Origin of the sequence: Serratia sp. CC22-02 (assembly GCF_900182895.1) — a bacterium.
Lineage (GTDB): Bacteria > Pseudomonadota > Gammaproteobacteria > Enterobacterales > Enterobacteriaceae > Serratia > Serratia nevei.
Genome location: NZ_FXUD01000001.1, coordinates 908,844 through 929,577 on the forward strand (window position 1 = coordinate 908,844; position 20,734 = coordinate 929,577).

Genomic DNA, 20,734 nt, shown 5'->3' on the forward strand with positions numbered 1-20,734 from the left:
ATCATGCCTCCTCAGCCTGGATAATCCCGTCCTCAGCGCAGATGTCGCTGTCGGGCGGGAGATTGGCGATCGCGAGCGCAATAATCAGAAAACGTCGGCCCAATTCGACGATGTTTTCCCGAGCGATCTCGTGGGAATCATAAAACAGTGAAATGGCGAGCCGTTCCGCCTCGGGGAACAGGCACAGCACCGTTTGGTGATTGCTGCCGCTGACGATATCCATCACGCGGCACTGAAACGGCAGCCGTGGATCCATCGCCGGTTTCGGCATGTTTTCGAACACGAACAGGCTGCCGAACGGCGAGGTGGGCACCCAATTCTCGTCGTATCGATTCAGTTCGGAAAAGGCGTATTTCTGCCGGAAGGTTTGTGAATCCGCGATGTCATCCAGCAGCTCATAAAGGGGGCGGCGGCGAATCGCCCGCAGCCGCAGCACCGGGCTTGCGACACACAGGCCAAACAGCGTCTGCACCTGCTCAATGTCGGCCGGGCGCTCGCTCATGGTCGTGCCGATGGCGATATCATCGCAAGCCAGCGCCTCGGCCAGCGCCAGCATCCAGGCCAGCTGCGTCAGTTGGTTGACCGTGATCCCCTGCCGCCGACAAAACGCGGTGAGGCGCGCCATCTGCGCGCTGGAGAATTCGTCGCCATGCTGACGCATCCGGCGCCCCTGCGGTACGAGCTGCGGTGCGGCAGTCAGCGGCAAGCGTTGATTGACCGGCGCATCCCGCAAATAGTCTGCCCAGAAGGCCCGCGCCTCAGGATCATTGCCGTGCGTGCGCACATGGGCGGCAAAAGGCTCGAATCGGTTAATCTCCAGCGCCGGCACCCGGCCCGCCAACAGGGCGAGGTAATCGTTGAACCACTGACCGAACAAGACCCCCAGCGACCATCCATCAAACAGAATGTGGTTAAAGGTCTGCACCAGATAGTGCTCGTCCGCATGCAACCTGATGAGGCGCCAGCGAATCAACGGCGGCGCATCCAGCTCAAACGCGGTCTCCCTCTCCCGGGCCAGCAGCGCCTCCATCCGTTCCTCCAGAGAGGTTGGCGCGGCATCCGACCAATCGTCCATCGCGATCGGCGCCTGCAGCGTCTCGCAGATAAAGACGTTGGGCCGGCCGCGGCGGGTTTGATCGTCAAATCCGGCGCGCAGCATTTCAAACCGCTGCAGCGCCAGCGCCCATGCCTGATTCAACACCTCGGGCTGCAACGGCCCCGCGATCTCATAAACCGCCTGGTCGATCTGATACTCGCGGTTGAGTCGGTTGAAATACATCAACTCTCGCTGGGTTACCGTGGCTTCGAAAACGGCGGCGAGACGATGCTTTTGCTGCCAGCGATCCAATTCGGCGAGGCTGACGTCGGCATGGGGGAAGTCACCCGGGCTGGCGAGACAAACGCCGTTGCTGGCTTCGTGGCAGCAGTGCTCGACCAGCGCCGACAGGCTGTCGACATAGTGCGACCCGATCCGCGACAGCGTTTCATGCGGCAGCAAACCTGACATGACGATGCTTAGCCGATCGTCGTGAACATAAAGCACCAGATCCAATACGTTGCCGCTGACCGGCATCGCGCCATTTTCCAAATCCGCCGTTTGGTCGATCAAGGCCCATAACGCGTCGTCGGCCTGCTCGTTGAACGCGCCGAGATAATTGAACGAAATGGCCGGCAGGCGGTGGCGCCGCAGGCAAGCCGGCACCTCATCGCCCGGCGCTGAAGCGTATTTCAGCGCCGAATAACCGATACCGTGGTCAGGCATCTTTCTCAGCCGGTCCTTGATGGCGCGCAGCGTGGTTTTTTGGCACTCGTGCGCGGTGATGCGCAAGGGCATCAAGGCGGTGAACCAGCCGACGGTGCCCTCAAGCCGGATCTTATCGTCATTGATATCGCGGCCATGGTGTTCCAGCGTGAGGTAACTGTCCGCACTGCCGTGCCATGCCTGCAGCACCGGCGCCAGGGCCGCTAACAGCACTTCGCGCACCGAGGTGTTGTAGGCCTGATGGCAACCGTCCATCAGCAGCGCGGTCAACGCCACATCGCACTCGAAGCGGCAAAATTCAGGGGCCTGCACCACGCCGCTGAGCGTGGCGTAATCGGGCTGCCCGGCGATCATCGCCAGCCAGTAAGCGCATTGGTCTTGCCGGGTTGCCGCGTATTGCCTTAACCGTTCTCCCCATTGGCGGTAGCTGGTGCCTTTTGCCGGCAGCGATTCCCCCTGATGCAACCGCTGCAGGTCGCTGACGATGACGCGCCAGGAAACCACATCGACGATCAGATGATGAAACGCGCAGAACATCAGTGCGTAGCCGGGGGCGCGGCTGTCAAAGATGTAAACGAAGCGGCATATCGGCCCTGCCGCCGGATCAAACCCCGATTGCCATTGACGCAGCAGCTCGGCGCGGCTTTGGCGACAAAGCGCCAGGTCATAGTAGCCCCATGAAGGGCCGCCGTCGGCCGCTGACAGGTAGCGCTGCGACACGATGACGCCGGCGTCGTCGACGCTAAAACGCGCGCGCAGCATGTCATGCTGATCCGCCAGCGCGGCCACCAGATCGGCGACCTGTTCGGCGGACATCGGCGGTACCCGCACCAAAAAAGTCTGGTTGAAGAAAGCGCTGCGATTCGGCGCCAGCTCACGGTACCAGCGCTGAATCGGCAGCAGCTCGAATTCGCCCTGCAGTTCGCCCTGTTCGTTGAGCGCGGTAACCGCGTCTTGCTGCCGCAGAATGCGCTGGGCCAGAGCCCGCGCATTTCTGGTTTCGAACACCGCACGCGAGTTGCTGTGGTAACCCGACTTGCTCAATTCACTGGTGAACACAATGCTTTGGATCGAATCGCCGCCCAATCGGAAAAAGTCGTCGTCGATGCCCACGGTCTCCACGCCAAGAATGTTCGACCACAGGGAACAAATCAGCGCCTCCAGCGGGTTCTCCGGCGCGGCATAACGCCCGCTTTGCGCGAATTGCGGCGCGGGCAAGGCCGAGCGATCCAACTTGCCGTTAACCGTCAGCGGTATCTCGTCAATCTCGACATAGCTGGACGGCACCATATAATCCGGCAAACTGCGCTCAAGCCGGGAGCGCAGCTCGGCAGGATCCCAGGCCACGCCCCGCGCCATCAGCAAATAGGCGGCAAGGCGCTTGCTCTCCCGATGGACGACATCCACCACTACGCCTTTCTCGACGCCCTCCAGGGCATTGATCGCATTTTCTATCTCGCTGAGTTCAATCCTGAATCCGCGAATTTTCACCTGGCAATCATTTCTGCCGAGATATTCCAGATTGCCGTCGCGCAGCCAACGCACCCGATCGCCGGTTTTGTATAAGCGCCGGCCGTGCAACTCGATGAAACTCGCCTGGGTTTGCTGCGGCTGGTTGAGATAACCGCGCGCCAGCGCCGAACCGCCGATATACAACTCGCCGGCCAAGCCCGGCGGCAGCGGTTGCCGCCAGCGATCCAGCACGTAGAGCTCACGCCCCGGTATCGCCCTGCCGATGGGAATGCTGCTGCGCGCTTCGTCCTGAGCGATAGCGTACATCGTGGTAAACGTGGTGCATTCGGTGGGGCCATAGCCATTGATGACCCACTGCGGACGGTGAGGTTGCCGCACCAAGCGCTGCATCAGCGTGGCGGTCAGCGCCTCCCCGCCCACCAGCAGATAGCGCAGCCCGGCAAACAGATCGGGGTTGCTGAGGTAGAGATGATCGAACAAGCTGCGCGTGGCCCAAAGAATCGACACCTGCTGCCGACGCAGCAGCGCTTCCAGCTGCGGCACATCGCCGGCGATATCTTCCGTGTCGCGGATGACCACCAGTTTGGCGCCGTTGAGCAAGGCGCCCCACACTTCGAACGTCGCCGCGTCGAACGCCGGGCTGGACAGGAACAACAAGACATCTTCGGGCGTAATCGCGATGCCGGACGCGGTCGCCAACCCGCACATCGCCTGCTGCTCGAGCATCACGCCTTTCGGCACTCCCGTCGACCCCGAGGTATAAATGATCGCGCCAAGCCGTTCGGCGGCGGTGACCACCGGCAGATTATGCCGTTCATGCGGCAGGCGGCTCAGATCGCCCAGTGTCAGCACGGCCTGGGGATGCGGCATCATCGCCGCCAACGCTTCCGCCGCCGTCTGCATAGAGGGCCCGGCAATCACCAAGGCCGCCCGCGTTTCCGCAAGAATATGTTGAATACGCGCCTGGGGATAATGGCAGGAGATCGGCACATAGGCCGCGCCGGTTTTCAGCACCGCCAGCAGCGCCACGACCATTTCCAGGCTTTTTTCGCTGTATAGCGCGATCGGCGCGTCGACCTGGGGCTCGGCCCCGGTCAGCGACGCATAGCGAAGCACGATCTCGCGCGCCAGGCTGTTCGCCATGCCGTTCAACTCACGGTAGCTGACGCGCAGCCCCTCATACTCCAGCGCGATGTTTTCCGGGTAGCGTTGCGCGATCGCTTCAAAACGGGCGCTGAGGGTCTCCCCTGGCAGCGGGAGACTTTCATTATCCGGCGGCGACCTGTCGGCGGCGGGATAAAAGGCCATGTGGCTTAACGGGGCGTCAGGCGCGCTCATCGCCTGTTGCATCAGGCGAGTAAAATGCGCCGCGCAGTCGCGCATGTCTTCCTCGTCAAACATGCCCTGGCGAAAGCGCAACCGGAACTGCAACGCATCAATATCGGCCCGGTCTTCGTATTCCAGCGAGAGCGCCGCGCTGGCCATATCGTGATTGGCTTCGAATAGCGGCCAGGTGGCGCAATCGGCCAGCGGCAATGCCGCATCGCGCAAGTTGGTTTGGGCAAAGGAGATCGGTAACGCGCGGATCCCCAACGCCCGCACCACCTCTTGCGTGGGCAGCTGGTTAAAACGTTGGCGCGACTGCGGCGGCGCGGCGGTAATAAATGCCAGCGCCCGTCGATAAACGTCGGAAAAACTCGCGCCGTCACGCAAAGAGAGGGGCAACACGCTGGTGTTCACATGGCCGCCGAGCGCAAATTTTTGCCCCTTCTTTATCGACACCGGATAGCTGATGTAGACCGTTTCCTGATTGCCGCTGCGCGCCATCAAGATGCCCCACAGCACCAGCAGCGCCAGGAAATCATTCACTCGCCGAATCCCCGAGGCCTGTTTCAGCGCTTTCCATTGCGCTTTGGGAAAGTGGAAGCGCAGCTCGCCCGCTTCGTCTTCACGGCCAGCGCCGCTTCGCTCAAACGGCACCTCGAGCGCGCCCAAACTTTCCGCTTCGGCGCGCCAATGCGCCAGCGCCCCATCGGCGGCCAGTTGCTTCACCTCCTGCTGCAGTTGCCGGTTAACGGCGGCGATCTCGGCCGCCTCGACGCGCGTCGCCAGCCGCTGTTGGCGATAGTACTGGCTCACCAGGGAGAAAAACTCGTCGGAAGAGGCGCCGTCAATCACCAGATGGTGGCCGACCAACGCCAAGGTATAGCGCCGCTCTCCCTCGGCGAATAGCGCCCAGCGATAAAGCGGCCCGCGGTAAATATCGAAGGGCCGGCGAATCACTTGCGTCAGCAGCGTGCGGTCCGTGTAATGCTGCAACGGATGGATTGCGTCATTGCGGCGCCAATACAGCTCGCCATCCTGTTCATGAATATGGCTGTTCAGCAGTACATGATCTTGCACCAGCGCATTCAGCGCGGCTTGCAACCGGATGGGATCCAGCGCGCCCTCAATTCGCTGCAGCACCAATACGTTGTAATTGCAGCCTTCAGGATGGCGATCATATTCATCGATAAAAACTTTTGAGTAGGGTGATACAGGAATTTCTTCCATGACAAACACTCCATTTAGAAGACACAAGCCCTGCTTAACGGCGATCCATGCGGCATACCCAAACCTCTTTCGGCATCAGATCGCTTATCTTTTGTGAGTAATAGCCGATAAGCATGTTGATGCGTTTTTCTGAAATGACCTCCGCCGCCTGAGCGCAAACCGACTTATAAAAAGCGAGGGGGATCATTACTTTGCAACGGTTATGCAGATGCCGACACACACCGATGGCCCAGGAAAAACACTCCCTGGAAGGGTTGGAAATATCCAAGAGTTCGGCACATTCATGAGAACAGCCAATCACGGCGTAGTGGCTGCCTTTGTTGATATAATGAATTTTATGGTACAGGGGGTGTTTTTCAATATACTCAAAGGCGCGGCGATCTTTTTCCCGCCCTAAATTATTGATGAAGCTTGCCTGCTGTGCGAGCCCACTTTCAGCAAAACGAAATGCCATAAACTTGTCAGGCTTTAAGGTTAATTCGACATAAGGATAGATTTGGGTATTGGTTGTTAAATACTTTCTAAATATTTTTTCGTAAACCCGGATCTTCCTGTCATCGGAAAAGCAGATATCCGCCGCCACGTCCGACCGTCTGGCCTGCAGGAAAAAATCTTTCAGTACGGTGGCGGACTTTACCTGACGATGGATGCCAAGATCGCCAAGCATATTGACATTGACATTAACACCGTTGATCTTAAAGGGATAAAAGCTGGAAACGAACATCCCGAGATAACGTTCCCGATCCTTGTAAAATATGCCCGTCTTCTCCCTTGGCGCGCCACAATGCGGATCGAGCAGATGCTTCCAGTGCAGGAAACGTTCCCCGCCCAGATCTCTGCCATAAAGATCCTGTAATAATTTGAAATGATTTTTGGAAACCGTTTCCCTTACAAAATCAGCCATGTTTTATCTCCCTATAAAACCTATTCCATGCCAGGCGGCAACCATGAACGATCGCCGCCTGCGCCGGTAAAAATACCGAATCAGATCGTCACTTTCCCCCTCTCCATTAACAAGAGTCGCTGTGCATTTTTAACCAGCGCAAGAATTCAATATTGTTATCGATATTCAGTTTTCTCATCGCAGAGCGTTTATGAATGCTGACCGTTTTCGGGCTGATGCCGAGCAACATCGCAGTTTGATTTTGCGAGTATCCCAGATGAATCAGACGGCACACCTTCCCTTCGCTAAAGGTCAACTGGGTGCGGCAACGTGGGCAATAGCTTGAAACCAAACTGTTTTTCTTGCGATAGCAAACCATGACCTTATCCACGATCGCCGCCACGCCGTCTTTGCGCGTAATGCTTCCGGCCTCTAGATTGCAATGGATTTTTGGAAAAATCGTTTTATGCTCCAGTATTGAAAAATAGAGCGGAATAGAAGAAAAATTGCCCTGCAAAAGCTGGGTATGGCAAAAATTGATGGACACCCGCTTATCCGGTGCCCGGAATATAATGTTGGCCCGTTCCTCTCCCGTGATCTTGGCCTTGACACCATTCTGGAGAAAACCCTCTTGCAAGGCGAGCCCCAACCCAAGCTTGAAAAATTGATTTTGATCGACGATAGCAATATTGACGCGCTCCATTAACAAACCTCCCTTTTGACTACGCTTGCCCACTCTCCTTACTGCAATATGATTGCTGTGATTATTTTTTAGTTTTGAGATGCTTTTTAATAAAAAAGCGTTATATGCGATGCGGAAACGTCTTCGCCTCGCAAAAAGTGTATTTTATATATAATGATATAAACTCATCAGCCCTGGAGAGCACACAAAAGCAAGACGCGGGGAAGTACCGCGTTTTACAAGGTAATGGGTTACCGTAAGTTATATTTATAGTGCATCATTGCCATCCGTGATACGGTGCCAAGAATTTTCTCTGATAAGTTAATTTTACTCCAAGAGCGCAATATATCCAGATAAATATCGAAAAAAAACATAATATAGAACATAACACGGCTCTGTATTGATTGTTAAGAGCATCCGATTATGTATTAGGACTTTACTTAGAAGAAAGGCGGGATAATGCTTTATCTCGAGATGTGCCGTCATCCTGGCTGGCCATATTAAAAAACCCTCTATAACCATATTAATCCTATTGTAAAAAAAATGCATAAAGAAAAGCTACACTTTATGACGATAAGTGATTCCAAAAAAATGCGTTGATGGGTTGAAAAAAGGCGAACGCATCGTCCGCGGATATAAGAGAATCCAGGCAGGGACAGAGATTATTCAGCGGTGTGACGAAAAACAAGAAGAACTCAGTCGGCGTTGCCGATGCGGAACATTGTTTATATCTTTTTTAATCTCACCAGTTTTTTAGCCTCCAGGCAGGCGATCAGCCCGAGGTGATCTTTTTTTAACTGCTTATGACTTCCGATGGGGAGAATCAGTTTCACCGTTTGCAACTTACCGTGATTATTATAGATATCAAAGACAATCACCGGCGGGCCATATCCCTGGATCAGGCAGTCTAAAAACCGCAGAGCGGCGCAGCCCAAGCGGCTTCTGGCCTCGGTGACAATTTTTTCCGCCAGATCTTCATAGCGGAAAGGTCTTTCCGGTGTCGTCAAAACCTTCATAAATTCCCCTTCAGATATAGGTCATTCAGATTGAAAATAAAAACCGGCATCCCTCATTCAGCACGAACGGGGGAGACGAAAATCAGGCTTCGGCAATATATACTCTAACGATACGAAATTAAAATAACAGACAACAGAATAGTATAAAAAATAGTAATACTTCTGTTGAAAAAAAGACCTGATTTGCAATAATGAAATTGCCTGAAGTAAAGGGCTAACTGAAAAAGGAGTTTCAATCATGAAAGAACTATCCGCAATTGAAATTGAACAAGTGAACGGTGCTGGTTTTTTTGGTGACGTAGGGACACTGATTGGCAGTGCAGTGGGAACCGGTATTGATACCATTTCCGCGATTGCCGGTGTTAACCCGGATGCCAAAACCGTTGTCGGCACCATCGGTAAAGGTATTGGTCTGGCCGTCGATGCGCTGATCTCCAGCGGATTGCAGATCATTTCAAAACTGTAATAACGCATTTTCATCCCTTCCTATTTTTTTAATTCGTTTCACTTTAAGCACCTTAGCGGGTGCTTTTTTTTTACCTCAAAGAATCAAAAAAGATAAAAGGTCAGAAAAAGCATCATCCAAAAAAACAGGCTGGGGATCACCACAATAAAAAAGCCCATGCGTTTGTTGGCATTTTTTAACATCCATTCGTTGATCATCTCACCTCTCCTTGTGAATACCAGGGGGCATTTCGGCCCCCCGGTAAATTACCCACCGAGTTGCAGATTACAGTTTCGGCACTTTGGAAAAGAAGTCCGCCATTTCGTGCGGGAACCCTTTCGCAATCGCCGGGCGAAGATCGTCCATAGAAACATTAAAATCTTTCGGCTGTTCGCCCGTTTGCATTTTTTGGTGTGCGTTCACATTCGACTGCAGCCCATTAAAAATGCCCTTCATATTGCCGAACATATCATCGCAAGATTTTGTCACGTTACTCATGACCGACTTGGCCGCATCCGGCCCCGACATTTGAATATTGCTGACGCCTTGCATAAACGGCTGGCTCAGCGACGATTGGGAGTTGGTGCCCAAATTGCCGCCGGCCTTCATGGTTTCTAAAATTTTGGCTGGATCTAACATGTTTATCACCTCTTTACGGTTGTGTTTACATCGCTTTCGGGCACGAGAATCCTCGCAACGCCCGTGACCAAAGTGGGAAATCTTTCATCGTCGAGCGCAGTTCCAGTTTGAGCACGCCCACCACCGAAGACATCGACATCGTCAGCTCTCGCCTGTCGCTGGAAAGCGGCACGGGATTGCTGGCGTCGAACATCCGGAACAGGGCCCAGGGCCCGTCGAAACTGGCGACCTGGATCTGGCCGGTGCCGGTGCGGAAGGTCAGCCGAACATAGCTGCCGCCTTTCGGGCCGGGCCAGTCGATACGCGTGGGTTGGCTAAAACCATGGCTGTAGTTAATCACCTGCCCATCGATGTCCAGGGTCGCTTCCGTGATGGTCGGCGTCAGGGACAGCGGCCTGATGAACATGGAAAACGAGAGTTTGTCGCCGGCGGTGAAGAAGGTGTCGCGAATCAAACGGGCATTTTCAAATGCGCCGAGCGTGCTCGCATTGACGATCCCCTCAGACCCCGGTTTGGCATTCCATTTCTGCGCGTTGACATCCACGTAAGCGGCCAGGTTTTCATCGAAGAACTGCTGCATGGCGCCGTTCTGCCCAAACATGCGCGAGAAGTCCTCGATGCCGACCTCCGCTCTGGCGTTGCGCGAGAACGGATAGCGCCCGCTGATGCTGCCCTTGCACAGCCCGGAAGCCAGCGATGAAGCGCCTTTGCTCAGGTTCTTCTGGCTCTGCTGGATCGTTTGGCTGTCGCCGACCTGCAACAGATCCATCATGACGCTGCGCACCGGTTCCGGCTGACGCGCCGCATCCAGCTGCAGCCGCTTCAGCGTGCCGCCGGCGGGCACCACCTGGCCACCGCGCAATGAGGTGGAGAGCGTGGTCAGCTGGCTGTACAGCGCTTCGAAACTGCGGCTCAGCGGATCGTTGCTGGCGTTGGTGGTCTGCAACAGCTGATACCCCAGGCGGCGAAGCAGCTCAAAACGGTCTTCCACCGCGCGTTCCGGCGTGAGACGAAAACGCGCGCGCTCGCCGGAAATCTCGCCGAGGATGTCACGCCGCTGCTGTTCAATACGATTGCGCTGGCGATCGAACCAGCTCGCCGCATCGCCCTGGTTGGTGCCGGTCATGCTGGTTTCACGCGCGGCGAAACGCACCAGGTTGGCCAGCGGGGATGAAGGATCGGACAGCTGGCGCGCCAATATCGCCGCATCCTCCAGCCCGTTGACCGGCCGGGCGCGCACGTCGCGCATGAAAGCATCCCATTTGTCCGCATACTCGATGAGGTAAAGCTTCCTCGCCTCGTCGGCCAGCTTCTGCGCCGAGGCCAGCGAGTTCACCGCGTTTTTCCCTTCCGCGCTGTCGCGCAGCACCCAGGACTCTTCTTCGATCATGTCTTTGGCGGCGTCATCGAGCTGTGCCAGGAAGACATCGCGGTAGCTGGCGCGGGTATAGAACCCCGGCACGGCGGTATCGGTGACCGTCGCCTGGCTCTTGCGGCGCAGCATCAATGACACGTTCGGCCCCGCGGCGTCGGCCAATGAAATGTCGTTGATCGCCGCCGGTAGCGGTTTCTCTTCGATGCGGCGCACCACCCTGACCTGCATCGGAATATTCATCGCTTTCACCCGCGCCAGGCGCAGCAGGTCACCGTTCATTTTCATGACCGGCGCATTCGGCAGAGAGAACATTTCCCGCAGGTGGTAAGCGAAAATGCCTTTGTTCATGTCGGTGTAGCCCTGCGGCATAAAGCTATCCCAGCGCGTCATGAACCAGTCGACCAGCGCCTCGGCAGAACGGTGCGAGGGTTCACCCATCATCAGATACACTTTCAGCGTGCCGTAGACGTCCTTATTGGACGCCGAAACGTCATTCTTGAGTTCGTCCGCGATATAGTTTTCCACCGCCGGCCAGAAGATCTGCAGCAAATGGCGTTGGTAGGTCTTTTGCGCCGCGCTGTTGATCAGCTTGTGCTCGAAATAGGGATTCGGCACCGGCGAAACCTCACCGCCCAGCTGCGCGTTCATGTATCCCAACTGCTCATAGGCGGAGATGACATCGTCGCTGACGCGGTTCGTGACCGGTATTTCGCGCACGATGCGCTTCGTTTCGTCAAAGCGCGCCGCAATGTAAGAGATGTAATCGCTCTCCCACAGGTAACGCATCGCCAGCAGGTTAAAAGAGACCGCCAGCAGCACCAGCACCAGCACATAGCGGCCCAGGGAACTCATGCGGCTGCCGAGCGGCCTGGCGTGAGAAGACTGCTGCAGCACCCCGCGCTCCTGCCTGGCGTAATTCAGCTCTGGGTGGTAAATGCGCCCGGTGGGACGGGCTTCATAGATATCCGCCGCTTCCGCGTTATAAATCGCGCCCTGCGGCGGCAAGGCGATGGTGCTGCCCAGCCATACCTGCTGCAAATGGCAGGCGTAGCCCACCGGCGTTTGCGGGAAAATCTGCTCCAGCAGCGAATACAGCGGGTTGCCCAGCGATCCCAACGACTCGGTGAAGAACAGCAGCTGTTGGCGGTTCTGGCCGTCCGGCGCATCGTGCAGCAGTTCGAGCACGTGATGGCTGACGCGCGCCACCATCTCCCGGTAGAGATCTTCATACTGCTCGAACGGGGTTTCGCCCTGTTCGGCCCGGTTCAGGCTGAACCCCATCCCTTTTTGCAACAGGTCGTCGCCCAGCATCGACAGGAAGGTCTCGCCGCCGACCAGTTGATCGAGGTGGCTGATGGTAAGATAGACCGGCAGCTCGCAGCGGAACCATGAGGCCATTTCCAGCAGGCGCACGCGCAGCGCATCGGCGACGGATTTTCTTTCCGTCAGCGAGGCATGCAGCAGCCAGCGTGCATCCAGGCACAGCATGATGCCGTCGATGCCCGGATGGCGGCGGTGGCGCCGGATCAGTTTGAACAGGGTATCGCGCGCCCTGGCGCCGTCTTCGCCAAGGCCGTTCAGCTGCAGCCATTCACCGGAGGTGTCCACATACACCGAGTTCTCCGCCAGCCACCAGTTGCAATCCTGGGTCGGCCCGACGTCCACGGTCTGCTGCAGGCCATAGTGTTCAGCCAGCAAGAAACGTTCGCCGCTTTCGCCGATCAGCGAGGTTTTGCCGCTGCCCGGCGGCCCAATGACGAGGAACCAGGGCTTTTCGCTGATATAACGGCGCGTCAGGCGGTATTTGAAACGCTGCCAGGGGGTGCGCTGCTTCGACGTGCCGACGTATTGCAAGGTGCGCAAGGCGTCGTAAAAACGCGAGGTCACGCGATCTCGCTGCGCGGTTTTTCTTTTAGCCGGGGCCGGCGCCCGCGCGTGGCGGAACACCCAGGATAAAAACGTCGCCACGAACGGCCACAGCGCCCAGCACAGGATCAGGGCGATGATGATGCCTCTGACCCAGACCGACAGCAGCGGCCGGTAGGTGCCGATGGCGATCAGCGGCCCAATCCACCACACCACCGCACACAGCAGCAAGGCAATCACCAATATGAATGATCTACGTATCATATAATTTCCTTATTATCTCTACGCCGACGGATGTCTTAGTTATCCTCGGGGACCTCGGCGGCTACCCCTGCCTGATTCAACGTGGCAGACGGTGAAGCCATCTCCCTCTCGCCGATTTTCCAAAGGATGTCCACCCGGCGGTTGCGGCGGCGCCCTTCTTCCGTCGCGTTGTCGTCCAGCGGCTCCTGATCGCCCTTGCCGACCGACGTCACGGTGCGGTTGTATTTACTGTTGGCCAATGATTCCCGCAGCTTGTCGGCCACCGTCTGCGCGCGGGCTTCCGACAGTTTCAGGTTGGAGTTGTTGGAGGTGTTGCGATACGGTTTGTTGTCGGTATGCCCGATCACCTCCAGATCGCCTGGCCACGGCGCCAGCGCTTCCCCCAGACGCTCAATATTGCGTTTCTTTTTAAACTCTTCCGACAGCTTCGACTGCCCGGTGGCAAAGGCGCCGTCGGAGGTGAAGATCAACAGCCAGCCGCGCGGATCGGCGCGCACCTCCAGCCACCCTTCGCTGAGGATTTGCGGCAGCGGCTGCGGCAGCGTCTCCATAATGTTGATTTTGCGCGGCTGCGGCGGCGTCCAGGCCAGAATGGCGTTGCGCAGCGCGCGGGACTGGTCATGCAGATACCAGGCGGCCGAGGCATACGCCAGCAGCGCTATCGCCAGGCCGTAGCACAGCAGTTTGAGCGGCGTGATACGGGTGGCCTTGCGCACCACTTTGCTCGGTTCGGCATCGGCCAGCGTCTGCGTCGGATTCTGGCTGTACAGATAACCGTCAAGGCGATTGCGCACGTCGGCCAACAGCACCGCGCCGCGCTCCATCACGTGGAACTGCCCCTCAAACCCCAGCGACAGGATCAGATCGTAAAACGCCAGGATCTCCTTGTTGCGCGGCGAGGCGGCCAGATACTCTTGCAGGTGCTCGAAGCATTTTTCCCCGCCCCAGGCATCGCGATAAAACTCCACCAGCAGGCTGAGGTTCAGTTCCCCGGACTCCAGCGTGCTCATGCAGCACTCGTCCACGTAGGAACACAGCAGATAGGCCAGCTTGTCCACATCGCCCGGCGCAACGTGATCCGCCAGCAACGTCTGCTGGAATTGTTGGATCTCCCGCACGATCTGCGCACGCACCGCCGCCGGGTTCAGCTGTTTCTGATCGCGCACCCGCTCCACCTGCAGCAATACCGGAATGGCGGCGGCGATCAGCGGGTTGTCCCAGTGGCCCATCATTACGCCGGGCTTGCTCAGCGCGGCGCGGCCAAACAGCCCGCTCGAGGTCGGCGCCGCATCGGCCTGGCGATCGCCAGGCGCGGGTTCGACGCTTTCCGGGACGGCGGTTTCTGCTTCATAAGGTTTGGGTTCGGGGGGCGCCGCCACCCCGGCGCTTCCCGGCCGCAGCTTGGCGGCCAACGCCCGCGCGCCGAAGGACAGCGCGGCGATTTCCGCCGTGGTTTTGCCCACCGAGCCGGACGTGGGGAGACGCGGGGTCGCGTTGTTGCGCGTTACCGCCATCGCCTCGCGGATTTTCCTCTCGAATTCGTTCATCCCACCCTCCCTTGCCTTAATCCCCAGACGTCAAAACGCAGGTCCGGGAAATCACCCACGATGCTGAGCGCCATCGCCGAGCCGCCCATCATTTCCTTGTAAATCGGGTCGGCATGATCCACCTCGAAATAGATGCTGTTCGGGTAATACGGTATGTGCCGCGGCGGCGAAGCCATCGGCAGCAAGCGAGCGCCCGGTAATTGGAGATCGATCAGCTGAATGATTTTCTCGACCGGCCCCAGCTTGACCTGCGCGGGGAAGTACGAACGCAGATGCTCGATGGACAAACCGCAGCTGACGGCAAACACCAGTTTTTCCAGCCGCAGCTGCGAGTCGTTCGGGCACAGGTAGATGCTGTCGCCGCGATCGATAAACGGCAGCGCCACCGCCGGCGCTTCGATCACCAGCGACAGCGCGCGGCGAATCGAGGCGAACAGCTGGAAATAGCAGTTGTGCGGCTCATCGTGCAGATACACCAAGTCGGCCCGGTCCCAGAGCCGCTCGCCGCCGGGAATGATGCTGAGCCGCCCCAGCAGGCTCAACAACGTGTCGAACAGGGTTTCTGGATGCACCTGCGGGCTGGCCAACAGTTGGCTGATGCGCAAATTGAACTCGCTCAGGGTTTGCAGCAGCAGCAATTCCAACAGCTCGGACAGCCCGCCGATCGTCATGTGCACGTCCGGGCGGAACACCGACTCCAGACGCTGGCTGATCAGCCCAAGCAATTCGGTGGTGAACGCGGGCAGCCAGCCGATGGCGCGGAAGTCCAACATCGGCGGCAGGGCGCGCTCATCCAGCAGCACCCGACGATCGCTGGTGAGTTCGCGCACGAAGCCGACCGGCAGCACGCTTTCCGCGCTGCTGACCGCATCTTCCAGACTTAGCCGCGTCACCAGACTCCCCAGCTGCATCGTGCACACGCGCGGCGTTCCCTCCAGGCTGACGCCGTGGTTGCGATCCGGCACGTCGGCGTCCATGGTGCGAAAACGGCTGCTTTTCCGCTCATCCTGGATAAGATCGATCTGGGCATTGCCGGCAATGTCCATCAGCACGGACAGGCATACCACTTTCCCCTGGCAGCCCTCTCCCAGCACCAGCGGAGGCGGCAGCGGAATATCCTCAGGCATGCTGAACGCCGTGCCGTCGGGGAAAACGCCCTTGGCTTTCTTCAGCGCAAACTTGCCCTGCTCCAATAGCCCGTTGTCGATTTCCAGCGTCAGGAACCCCCAGGTAAAGGTTTCGACGCTGCGCAAGCGCGCTTCAATCAAGTGCTCGAAAAAACGTTCCTGCTGCTGGAAATGCTGCGGTTCCATCAACATGCCTTCTACCCAGGCGACGCGTTGTTTAGGTAACATGTCATTCATCCATTTTGTCGTTAGTCACTATGCTGAGTGACGTCATCCCCACCATCACCTTCATTTGCGAATCAGCCTGCGCGGGCGATTTTTGCTCGGCGAGCGGCAATACCCCGCTGATTTGCTGAAATTCCGCCCCCACGACGACCCATCGCTCTTGCCCCGCCGGCACCTCGAAGCGATAACGCAGCGTCTCCCTCGGTTGCAAAATGCTCTGGTGCCGGCTCAGCGCCCCTTCCGACGGTGCCGTCTCCCGGCAAGGGGCGCCATCGCCAATCCCCTCGGGCATCCACCCCGAGCGATTGGTTTCGATGACGCACACCTTGACCGGCTGCGCCTCCCCGGCCGCATTCGGGTTCACGTTGTCGTTGGCGGTCACCTCGACATCGATAAACCGCAATCGACGCCCCGCATCGGCAGCCTCGTCGTGAGAAAACCAGCTGCACCCGCTCAGCATCCCCACCGCCAACAGTCCCCCTGCCGCGATCCCCCGGAGCGTTTTCACCATGCTGAACTCCTATGCATTAACGAAACATTTGGTCTGGCTCGGCGCGACCTGAGTGGCGACCATGTTGTTGTTGTTCGTCGTGCTGGAATCACCTAACCGCGTGACCGGCATGCCGCCGGTGAAATACTTCCCCGACCCCTGCATCGGCTGCATCTGTGCCGAATGCGTCCCCGAGGCGGCGCCGATCACCCCGCCCGAATCGACGGTGGCCACGCGAATGCTGCCGATGTTCTGTTCATTGCCGCCGCAAAGGAAATAGTTAGGCACGTTCGGTATGCCGGTATTGTTGGGCGCGGTATTCGGGCCCGGCGCCGGGATCATCGGGTCACAGCCGGCGAAGCTGATCCCGGCCGTGTTGTTGTTGGCTGCGGTCATGATGACTTACCCCATATGTATCTGGCCGCCGTCGATCTTCAGCACCGCCGAAGACTTCAGGGAACCAATTTCACTGTTGATGACGAGGGATTGCCGGGCATCCTGAATGATGTGCTTCGCCAGCACCTCGTCGGTTTCCTCCACCCGCCGGCTTGCGTGCTTGCTGCGCACAAACAGGCGTTGAGAGATTTGGTGCAGCGTTTCGGCGACCCAGCGGCTGCTGCGCGTCAGCAGCGTAAAGTGCGGGCTGCGCAACGTCAGCCGCTTGCCGCCCTGCAGTTCGATCTCCGGCGCCACGATGCGCAAGTTGGCGCTGCGGCTGTCCAGCGTCATGACGGCGTGCGCCTGTTGCCGCGACAGGATCTCGGTAATGACCAATTTGTCACCGTCGACGATGACGCAAACGCGATCGCCCGCCAGCGGCTGAACCAGGCAGCTGGTGGCGACCGCCAGGCAGTGGGCGCGCATGCCATCGACATACAGGCCGCCATTGGCGTCGGCCGCCAGCGTTACCACCTTGCGCCCCCCTTGTTCGGCAAGCGGAGCGCTGCGCACCAACTGCAAAGGCGTCACCCTGGCGTTGGCATAGACCTTCTGATGCTCTCTTCTGGACTTATACATATCTGCTTACTCCTGTTGGCCGTTGATACGACGGTTGCCGCGGTCCCGGTTGTTGATGCGCATACCAGGCGTCGATCGCACTCAAGAACGGATCGGCGGTAAGCGGCACATTTTCGGCGCGATGACGCTTCGCCCCATGCAGGCGGGCGCTCTGTTGCTGGGCGGCGGTCAACGGCTGTTCCATCAGGTTCGCCTCCCGCATCTCGGCCAGCTCCATGTTGGCCAGCGCCAGATCGCACGCCCTGAACTCCGCCTGCGTCAGCATGGCGCGCCCCCAGTGGGCGCCGTTCATCGCGCATTCGCTGAACCGGGCCTTCTGCGCCTGCGCCAGGGTCAGCGTCGCGCGCTCGAAATCGCAGCGCAGCGCCTGCGCTTCGGCAAAGATCGCCGACGTCAGATCGCTGTCGGCGAACGAGCACCCTTCCAGCTCGCTGCGGTGAAAGCTGGCGCCCTGCAGCCTCAGCTGGGCCAGGTTGCAGCCCGACAGGCGGCAGGTGAACCAGATGCGCGCCTGCCCCTCGATCGTCTGCCAGCTGCATTTCTCCAGCCGGCAACTCCCCATGATGTGGCGTTCGAGGGTCGATGCCTGCCACAGGCACTGCGTGAGTTGGCAGGCATACCAATTGGCGTCCTGAATGATGTCCTGTTGGAACATCAGGTTGGTCAGGATGCTGGACTGCACGGCCAGGTGCCCCAGGCTGCTGCGCTCGACTTCCGCCCCGTTGACCTCGCACTGGATCAAACTGCAGTCGTCCAGCAGACAGTCGCCGATGTAGCACCCACGCAGCGTGGTGTCGTTGCACGCCAGATTGCACAGCAGCCCCCGTTGCAGCGTCAGGTTGTCAAACCGGCATTCGTTGAACGACAGGCGCAGCAAGCTGCCGCCGACCACGTTGACCTGGTTCAGGGTGCAGCCCTCAAAGCGCACCGCCCGCAAATCGCATCCTTCAAACGTGACGCGCTCGAAATGGCAGTCGATAAAAAAACAGTCGCTCAGCGTCAGCCCTTTCAGCTCGCGATCGTGGAAGCGCCGCTTTTTGAAGGTTCGCGGCAGGGGCGGCGTCTGCGACACCGCCTGAGCGACCTCCAGCTCAATCACCTCGGTGTCAGGCAGGGCCTGCTGAATCACGCGGCTTTCAGTTTTCATGCGCATAGTCCCCCTGAATAATTCTGCGCGGTACCCAGCACGCCCGCTCCAGCAAACACCCGCTGAAACGGGTGCCGGCGTCCTGCCAGGTCATCGCCAGATTCGCCGCCGCCAGGTTGCACTGCTCAAATCCCGCATCGCGCAAATCGGCGTTATAAAACATCGCTTGCTGGGCGCTGCTGTTTTGCCAGCGGGCGTGCGTCAGCACGCTGTCTTTAAACCGCACGCCGGCCAGGTCGCAGCCGACGATCGCGCAAGCCGTCAGGTCGGCCTCGTCGAAATTGCATTCGGTGAAAACGCTGTACTGCAGCTGACACCTCTCCATACGCGCCGCTTTCAGCCCCACTTTGGTGAAGCCGCAGTCGCTGAACACGCCGTGGGAGAAATTCACCTGCATCCCCGCCGTCATGCTCTCGATTCGGCAACGTTCGAAGCGCACGCCGCGCCAATTGCCGCCAAGAAACGAGTTCTTGGTTAACGCCATATCCAGCGCCACCGCCCCCTCGGCCAGACAGCGGTTGAAGACGCAGGCGTCCAGCTCCCCTTGCAGGAATTGCGCGCGGATCAGCGTCGAGCCGTTGAACATGCCGTTGCCAATCGCCCCGCGCTCAAAGCGGCTCGCGGTGAAATCCCCCCGCTCGAAGACGCAGTAATCGAGCTTCACGCCCTCGGCCCGCATGCCTTGCCCCTGCGGCTCTTCCAGCGTCACTTTTTCGAGGACCGCCTCCTGCCATACGCTTTCCGCCATCAGCGGCTTTTGCAGGGTGCACGACACCATGCGGATCCGGCGCAGCGCCGCCTGCGTCAGGTTGACCGCATCAAAAACGCAGTTTTCGAAGGTGCAGTTCTCCAGAACGGCCTGTGAAAAGTCGCAGCGCTCAAAACGGCATTGCAGAAAATGCTTGTCCGACAGCGCAGGGCCGCGCAATCCGGTGAAGGTTTTCCCCTCCACGGTCGCGCTAGCGGGGAAAAACGCGTCGTTACCCTCTTCGGCAGGCAGATCCGGCAAATCGGGCAGCGTCACGGTAGCGGGCTCCGCCGTCGTCTGTTGCTGGTGCAAGGCAATCGCCTCGCGAATGCGTTGATAGAAAACGGCAGAGTCGCCCAAAGACGTGGGCGACGGATCGTAACGCAGATCGCTGGGGTGATCCGACGCCGCCTGGATGACGTTCAGCCCCATCTCCGCCGGCATCAGATCCGGATCGAACAGGAACTCGAAAGGCGAAGCGTCGTCGTCGCTGCGTTTATGGTGCACCTGCCGGAAATAATCGAACGGGCGCGGCGCGTCGCAACGATCCAACGCCAGCATCAGGGACTCGATGGACTCGTCCAGAAGATGCGTCAGCGGCGCGTTGCCGGTGAAAATAATCAGCGCCATGTCGCTGTCGGGCAGGAACCACAGCGTTTTTCGCTGCAGTTCGATTTCCTCGAGGCCTTCGCTATCGTGGCGGCGTATGAATGCCCGCCCGCGCACCGCCGGCAGCTCGCCGCGAATCGCCTGGCTCTGCGCGCCGACGCCCTGCAGTTCGAAGGGCACCCTATCCGGCCACGCCGCTTCCGGCAGCCACTGCGCCGGCGGCGCCATCTGGTAATAGCGCCGATCGATATCGGCCGGCAGCCCGGGAAACGCCTTCTCGAGGTAGGCTTTGCTCGCGATCTGGCCCGCCACCTTATCGATATGCGCCTTGCGCAGCGAAAACTCGTGCGGCACCGGCGCCGGCGCCGCCAGCGGGGAACGCTCCTGTGCGGAACCCTCGGCGGACAAGGTCATCAGCAGCGGCCGCAGCCCATCATTGCAACCGCGCCCCACCGGGTTCTCCTTGCTGTCTTTACCGCCCCAGGCCGAGGTGTGGTCCAGCGGCACGCTGAGGAACGGTTCCGCCCCCATCGCGCCGCGTCGCCCCTCGCCCTCCACCCGCCAACGGCGCTTAAGCCCGCCGATGTCGGCGCTGACGTCCAGCGTTTTTACCGGCTGCCCGACGCCGGCATGGCCGGCGATCAGGTATTCGGCGAACGGCTTCGGCTCAGCAACGTCCAACACCGGCAGACTGAGCGGCGCACGCTTCCACGCCTCCCAGATTTCGGCTTCGTTCACGAAGTGTTCCGGTCGGGACAGGTAGCATCCGGCCACGACGCTGATGCCGAGCCGGCTGTCTGCGCCGATCTGGTAACCCCCTTTAATCACTACCAATTGCTGTGGCCGTATGATTCTCATTGCCGCGC

14 protein-coding genes are annotated in these 20,734 nt (G+C 58.8%); 1 reads left to right on the forward strand and 13 read right to left on the reverse strand.

From position 1 onward, the window contains the following. Position 1: 1 nt before the first annotated feature. From QOL81_RS04395 to QOL81_RS04410, 4 genes are all read right to left on the reverse strand, one after another. A complete protein-coding gene (locus tag QOL81_RS04395) occupies positions 2–5,788 on the reverse strand; it encodes a non-ribosomal peptide synthetase (RefSeq protein WP_283439674.1) in 5,787 nt (1,928 codons plus the stop codon). Between the two features lie 34 nt (positions 5,789–5,822). Next, on the reverse strand, positions 5,823–6,692 hold the full coding sequence (locus QOL81_RS04400) for a hypothetical protein (protein ID WP_060420454.1): 870 nt from the start codon (positions 6,690–6,692) through the stop codon (positions 5,823–5,825). Positions 6,693–6,798: 106 nt separating this feature from the next. Further along, complete coding sequence (locus tag QOL81_RS04405; RefSeq protein ID WP_060420452.1) at positions 6,799–7,374, reverse strand: helix-turn-helix transcriptional regulator; 576 nt, start codon at positions 7,372–7,374, stop codon at positions 6,799–6,801. A gap of 704 nt (positions 7,375–8,078) precedes the next feature. Further along, positions 8,079–8,369 carry a hypothetical protein gene (locus QOL81_RS04410; protein WP_038872271.1) on the reverse strand — a complete coding sequence of 97 codons (291 nt, stop codon included), beginning with the start codon at positions 8,367–8,369 and terminating at the stop codon, positions 8,079–8,081. 238 nt (positions 8,370–8,607) lie between these two features. Here QOL81_RS04410 and QOL81_RS04415 point away from each other — a divergent pair, with 238 nt between their 5' ends. After that, positions 8,608–8,835, forward strand: coding sequence for a hypothetical protein (locus tag QOL81_RS04415; RefSeq protein WP_019453435.1), 228 nt, complete (start codon positions 8,608–8,610; stop codon positions 8,833–8,835). A 264-nt stretch (positions 8,836–9,099) separates the two neighbouring features. On the opposite strand, the gene QOL81_RS04420 is transcribed toward QOL81_RS04415, so the two are convergent. The 9 genes from QOL81_RS04420 to QOL81_RS04460 are packed head-to-tail and all read right to left on the reverse strand — an operon-like array spanning position 9,100 to position 20,726. Continuing rightward, positions 9,100–9,453: a DUF6277 family protein gene (locus QOL81_RS04420; RefSeq protein ID WP_004935323.1), complete on the reverse strand. Its 354-nt coding sequence runs from the start codon at positions 9,451–9,453 to the stop codon at positions 9,100–9,102. A gap of 25 nt (positions 9,454–9,478) precedes the next feature. Further along, positions 9,479–12,958 (reverse strand): type VI secretion system membrane subunit TssM, encoded by a 3,480-nt coding sequence (tssM, locus tag QOL81_RS04425; protein ID WP_060439600.1) that lies wholly within the window; start codon positions 12,956–12,958, stop codon positions 9,479–9,481. 35 nt (positions 12,959–12,993) lie between these two features. Further along, positions 12,994–14,505 (reverse strand): type IVB secretion system protein IcmH/DotU, encoded by a 1,512-nt coding sequence (gene icmH / locus QOL81_RS04430; protein WP_089186149.1) that lies wholly within the window; start codon positions 14,503–14,505, stop codon positions 12,994–12,996. After that, the gene (gene tssK / locus QOL81_RS04435) at positions 14,502–15,860 is read right to left on the reverse strand and encodes a type VI secretion system baseplate subunit TssK (protein ID WP_038872282.1); all 1,359 of its coding nucleotides are present in this window, start codon (positions 15,858–15,860) and stop codon (positions 14,502–14,504) included. The genes icmH and tssK overlap by 4 nt, the downstream gene beginning before the upstream one ends. Position 15,861: 1 nt before the next feature. Next, entirely contained in the window at positions 15,862–16,368 is a 507-nt protein-coding gene (locus QOL81_RS04440; RefSeq protein ID WP_060439596.1) for a type VI secretion lipoprotein TssJ, read from the reverse strand. Between the two features lie 9 nt (positions 16,369–16,377). Beyond that, on the reverse strand, positions 16,378–16,743 hold the full coding sequence (locus QOL81_RS04445; protein WP_038872288.1) for a PAAR-like domain-containing protein: 366 nt from the start codon (positions 16,741–16,743) through the stop codon (positions 16,378–16,380). 6 nt (positions 16,744–16,749) lie between these two features. Next, positions 16,750–17,364, reverse strand: a complete 615-nt coding sequence (locus QOL81_RS04450) for a DUF3540 domain-containing protein (protein ID WP_019456420.1) — start codon at positions 17,362–17,364, stop codon at positions 16,750–16,752. Continuing rightward, complete coding sequence (locus QOL81_RS04455) at positions 17,357–18,511, reverse strand: pentapeptide repeat-containing protein (protein WP_283439675.1); 1,155 nt, start codon at positions 18,509–18,511, stop codon at positions 17,357–17,359. The genes QOL81_RS04450 and QOL81_RS04455 overlap by 8 nt, the downstream gene beginning before the upstream one ends. Beyond that, a complete protein-coding gene (locus tag QOL81_RS04460; protein ID WP_283439676.1) occupies positions 18,501–20,726 on the reverse strand; it encodes a DUF2169 family type VI secretion system accessory protein in 2,226 nt (741 codons plus the stop codon). The genes QOL81_RS04455 and QOL81_RS04460 overlap by 11 nt, the downstream gene beginning before the upstream one ends. Between the last annotated feature and the right edge of the window lie 8 nt (positions 20,727–20,734).

Excerpts from the sequence above, each read along its gene's own strand:
- tssK (WP_038872282.1), bottom strand. The coding sequence starts at position 15,860 with ATGTTACCTAAACAACGCGTCGCCTGGGTAGAAGGCATGTTGATGGAA.
- QOL81_RS04460 (WP_283439676.1), bottom strand. The coding sequence starts at position 20,726 with ATGAGAATCATACGGCCACAGCAATTGGTAGTGATTAAAGGGGGTTAC.
- icmH (WP_089186149.1), bottom strand. The coding sequence starts at position 14,505 with ATGAACGAATTCGAGAGGAAAATCCGCGAGGCGATGGCGGTAACGCGC.
- QOL81_RS04420 (WP_004935323.1), bottom strand. The coding sequence starts at position 9,453 with ATGTTAGATCCAGCCAAAATTTTAGAAACCATGAAGGCCGGCGGCAAT.
- QOL81_RS04395 (WP_283439674.1), bottom strand. The coding sequence starts at position 5,788 with ATGGAAGAAATTCCTGTATCACCCTACTCAAAAGTTTTTATCGATGAA.
- QOL81_RS04415 (WP_019453435.1), top strand. The coding sequence starts at position 8,608 with ATGAAAGAACTATCCGCAATTGAAATTGAACAAGTGAACGGTGCTGGT.
- QOL81_RS04400 (WP_060420454.1), bottom strand. The coding sequence starts at position 6,692 with ATGGCTGATTTTGTAAGGGAAACGGTTTCCAAAAATCATTTCAAATTA.
- QOL81_RS04405 (WP_060420452.1), bottom strand. The coding sequence starts at position 7,374 with ATGGAGCGCGTCAATATTGCTATCGTCGATCAAAATCAATTTTTCAAG.
- QOL81_RS04440 (WP_060439596.1), bottom strand. The coding sequence starts at position 16,368 with ATGGTGAAAACGCTCCGGGGGATCGCGGCAGGGGGACTGTTGGCGGTG.
- QOL81_RS04455 (WP_283439675.1), bottom strand. The coding sequence starts at position 18,511 with ATGAAAACTGAAAGCCGCGTGATTCAGCAGGCCCTGCCTGACACCGAG.
- tssM (WP_060439600.1), bottom strand. The coding sequence starts at position 12,958 with ATGATACGTAGATCATTCATATTGGTGATTGCCTTGCTGCTGTGTGCG.
- QOL81_RS04410 (WP_038872271.1), bottom strand. The coding sequence starts at position 8,369 with ATGAAGGTTTTGACGACACCGGAAAGACCTTTCCGCTATGAAGATCTG.
- QOL81_RS04450 (WP_019456420.1), bottom strand. The coding sequence starts at position 17,364 with ATGTATAAGTCCAGAAGAGAGCATCAGAAGGTCTATGCCAACGCCAGG.
- QOL81_RS04445 (WP_038872288.1), bottom strand. The coding sequence starts at position 16,743 with ATGACCGCAGCCAACAACAACACGGCCGGGATCAGCTTCGCCGGCTGT.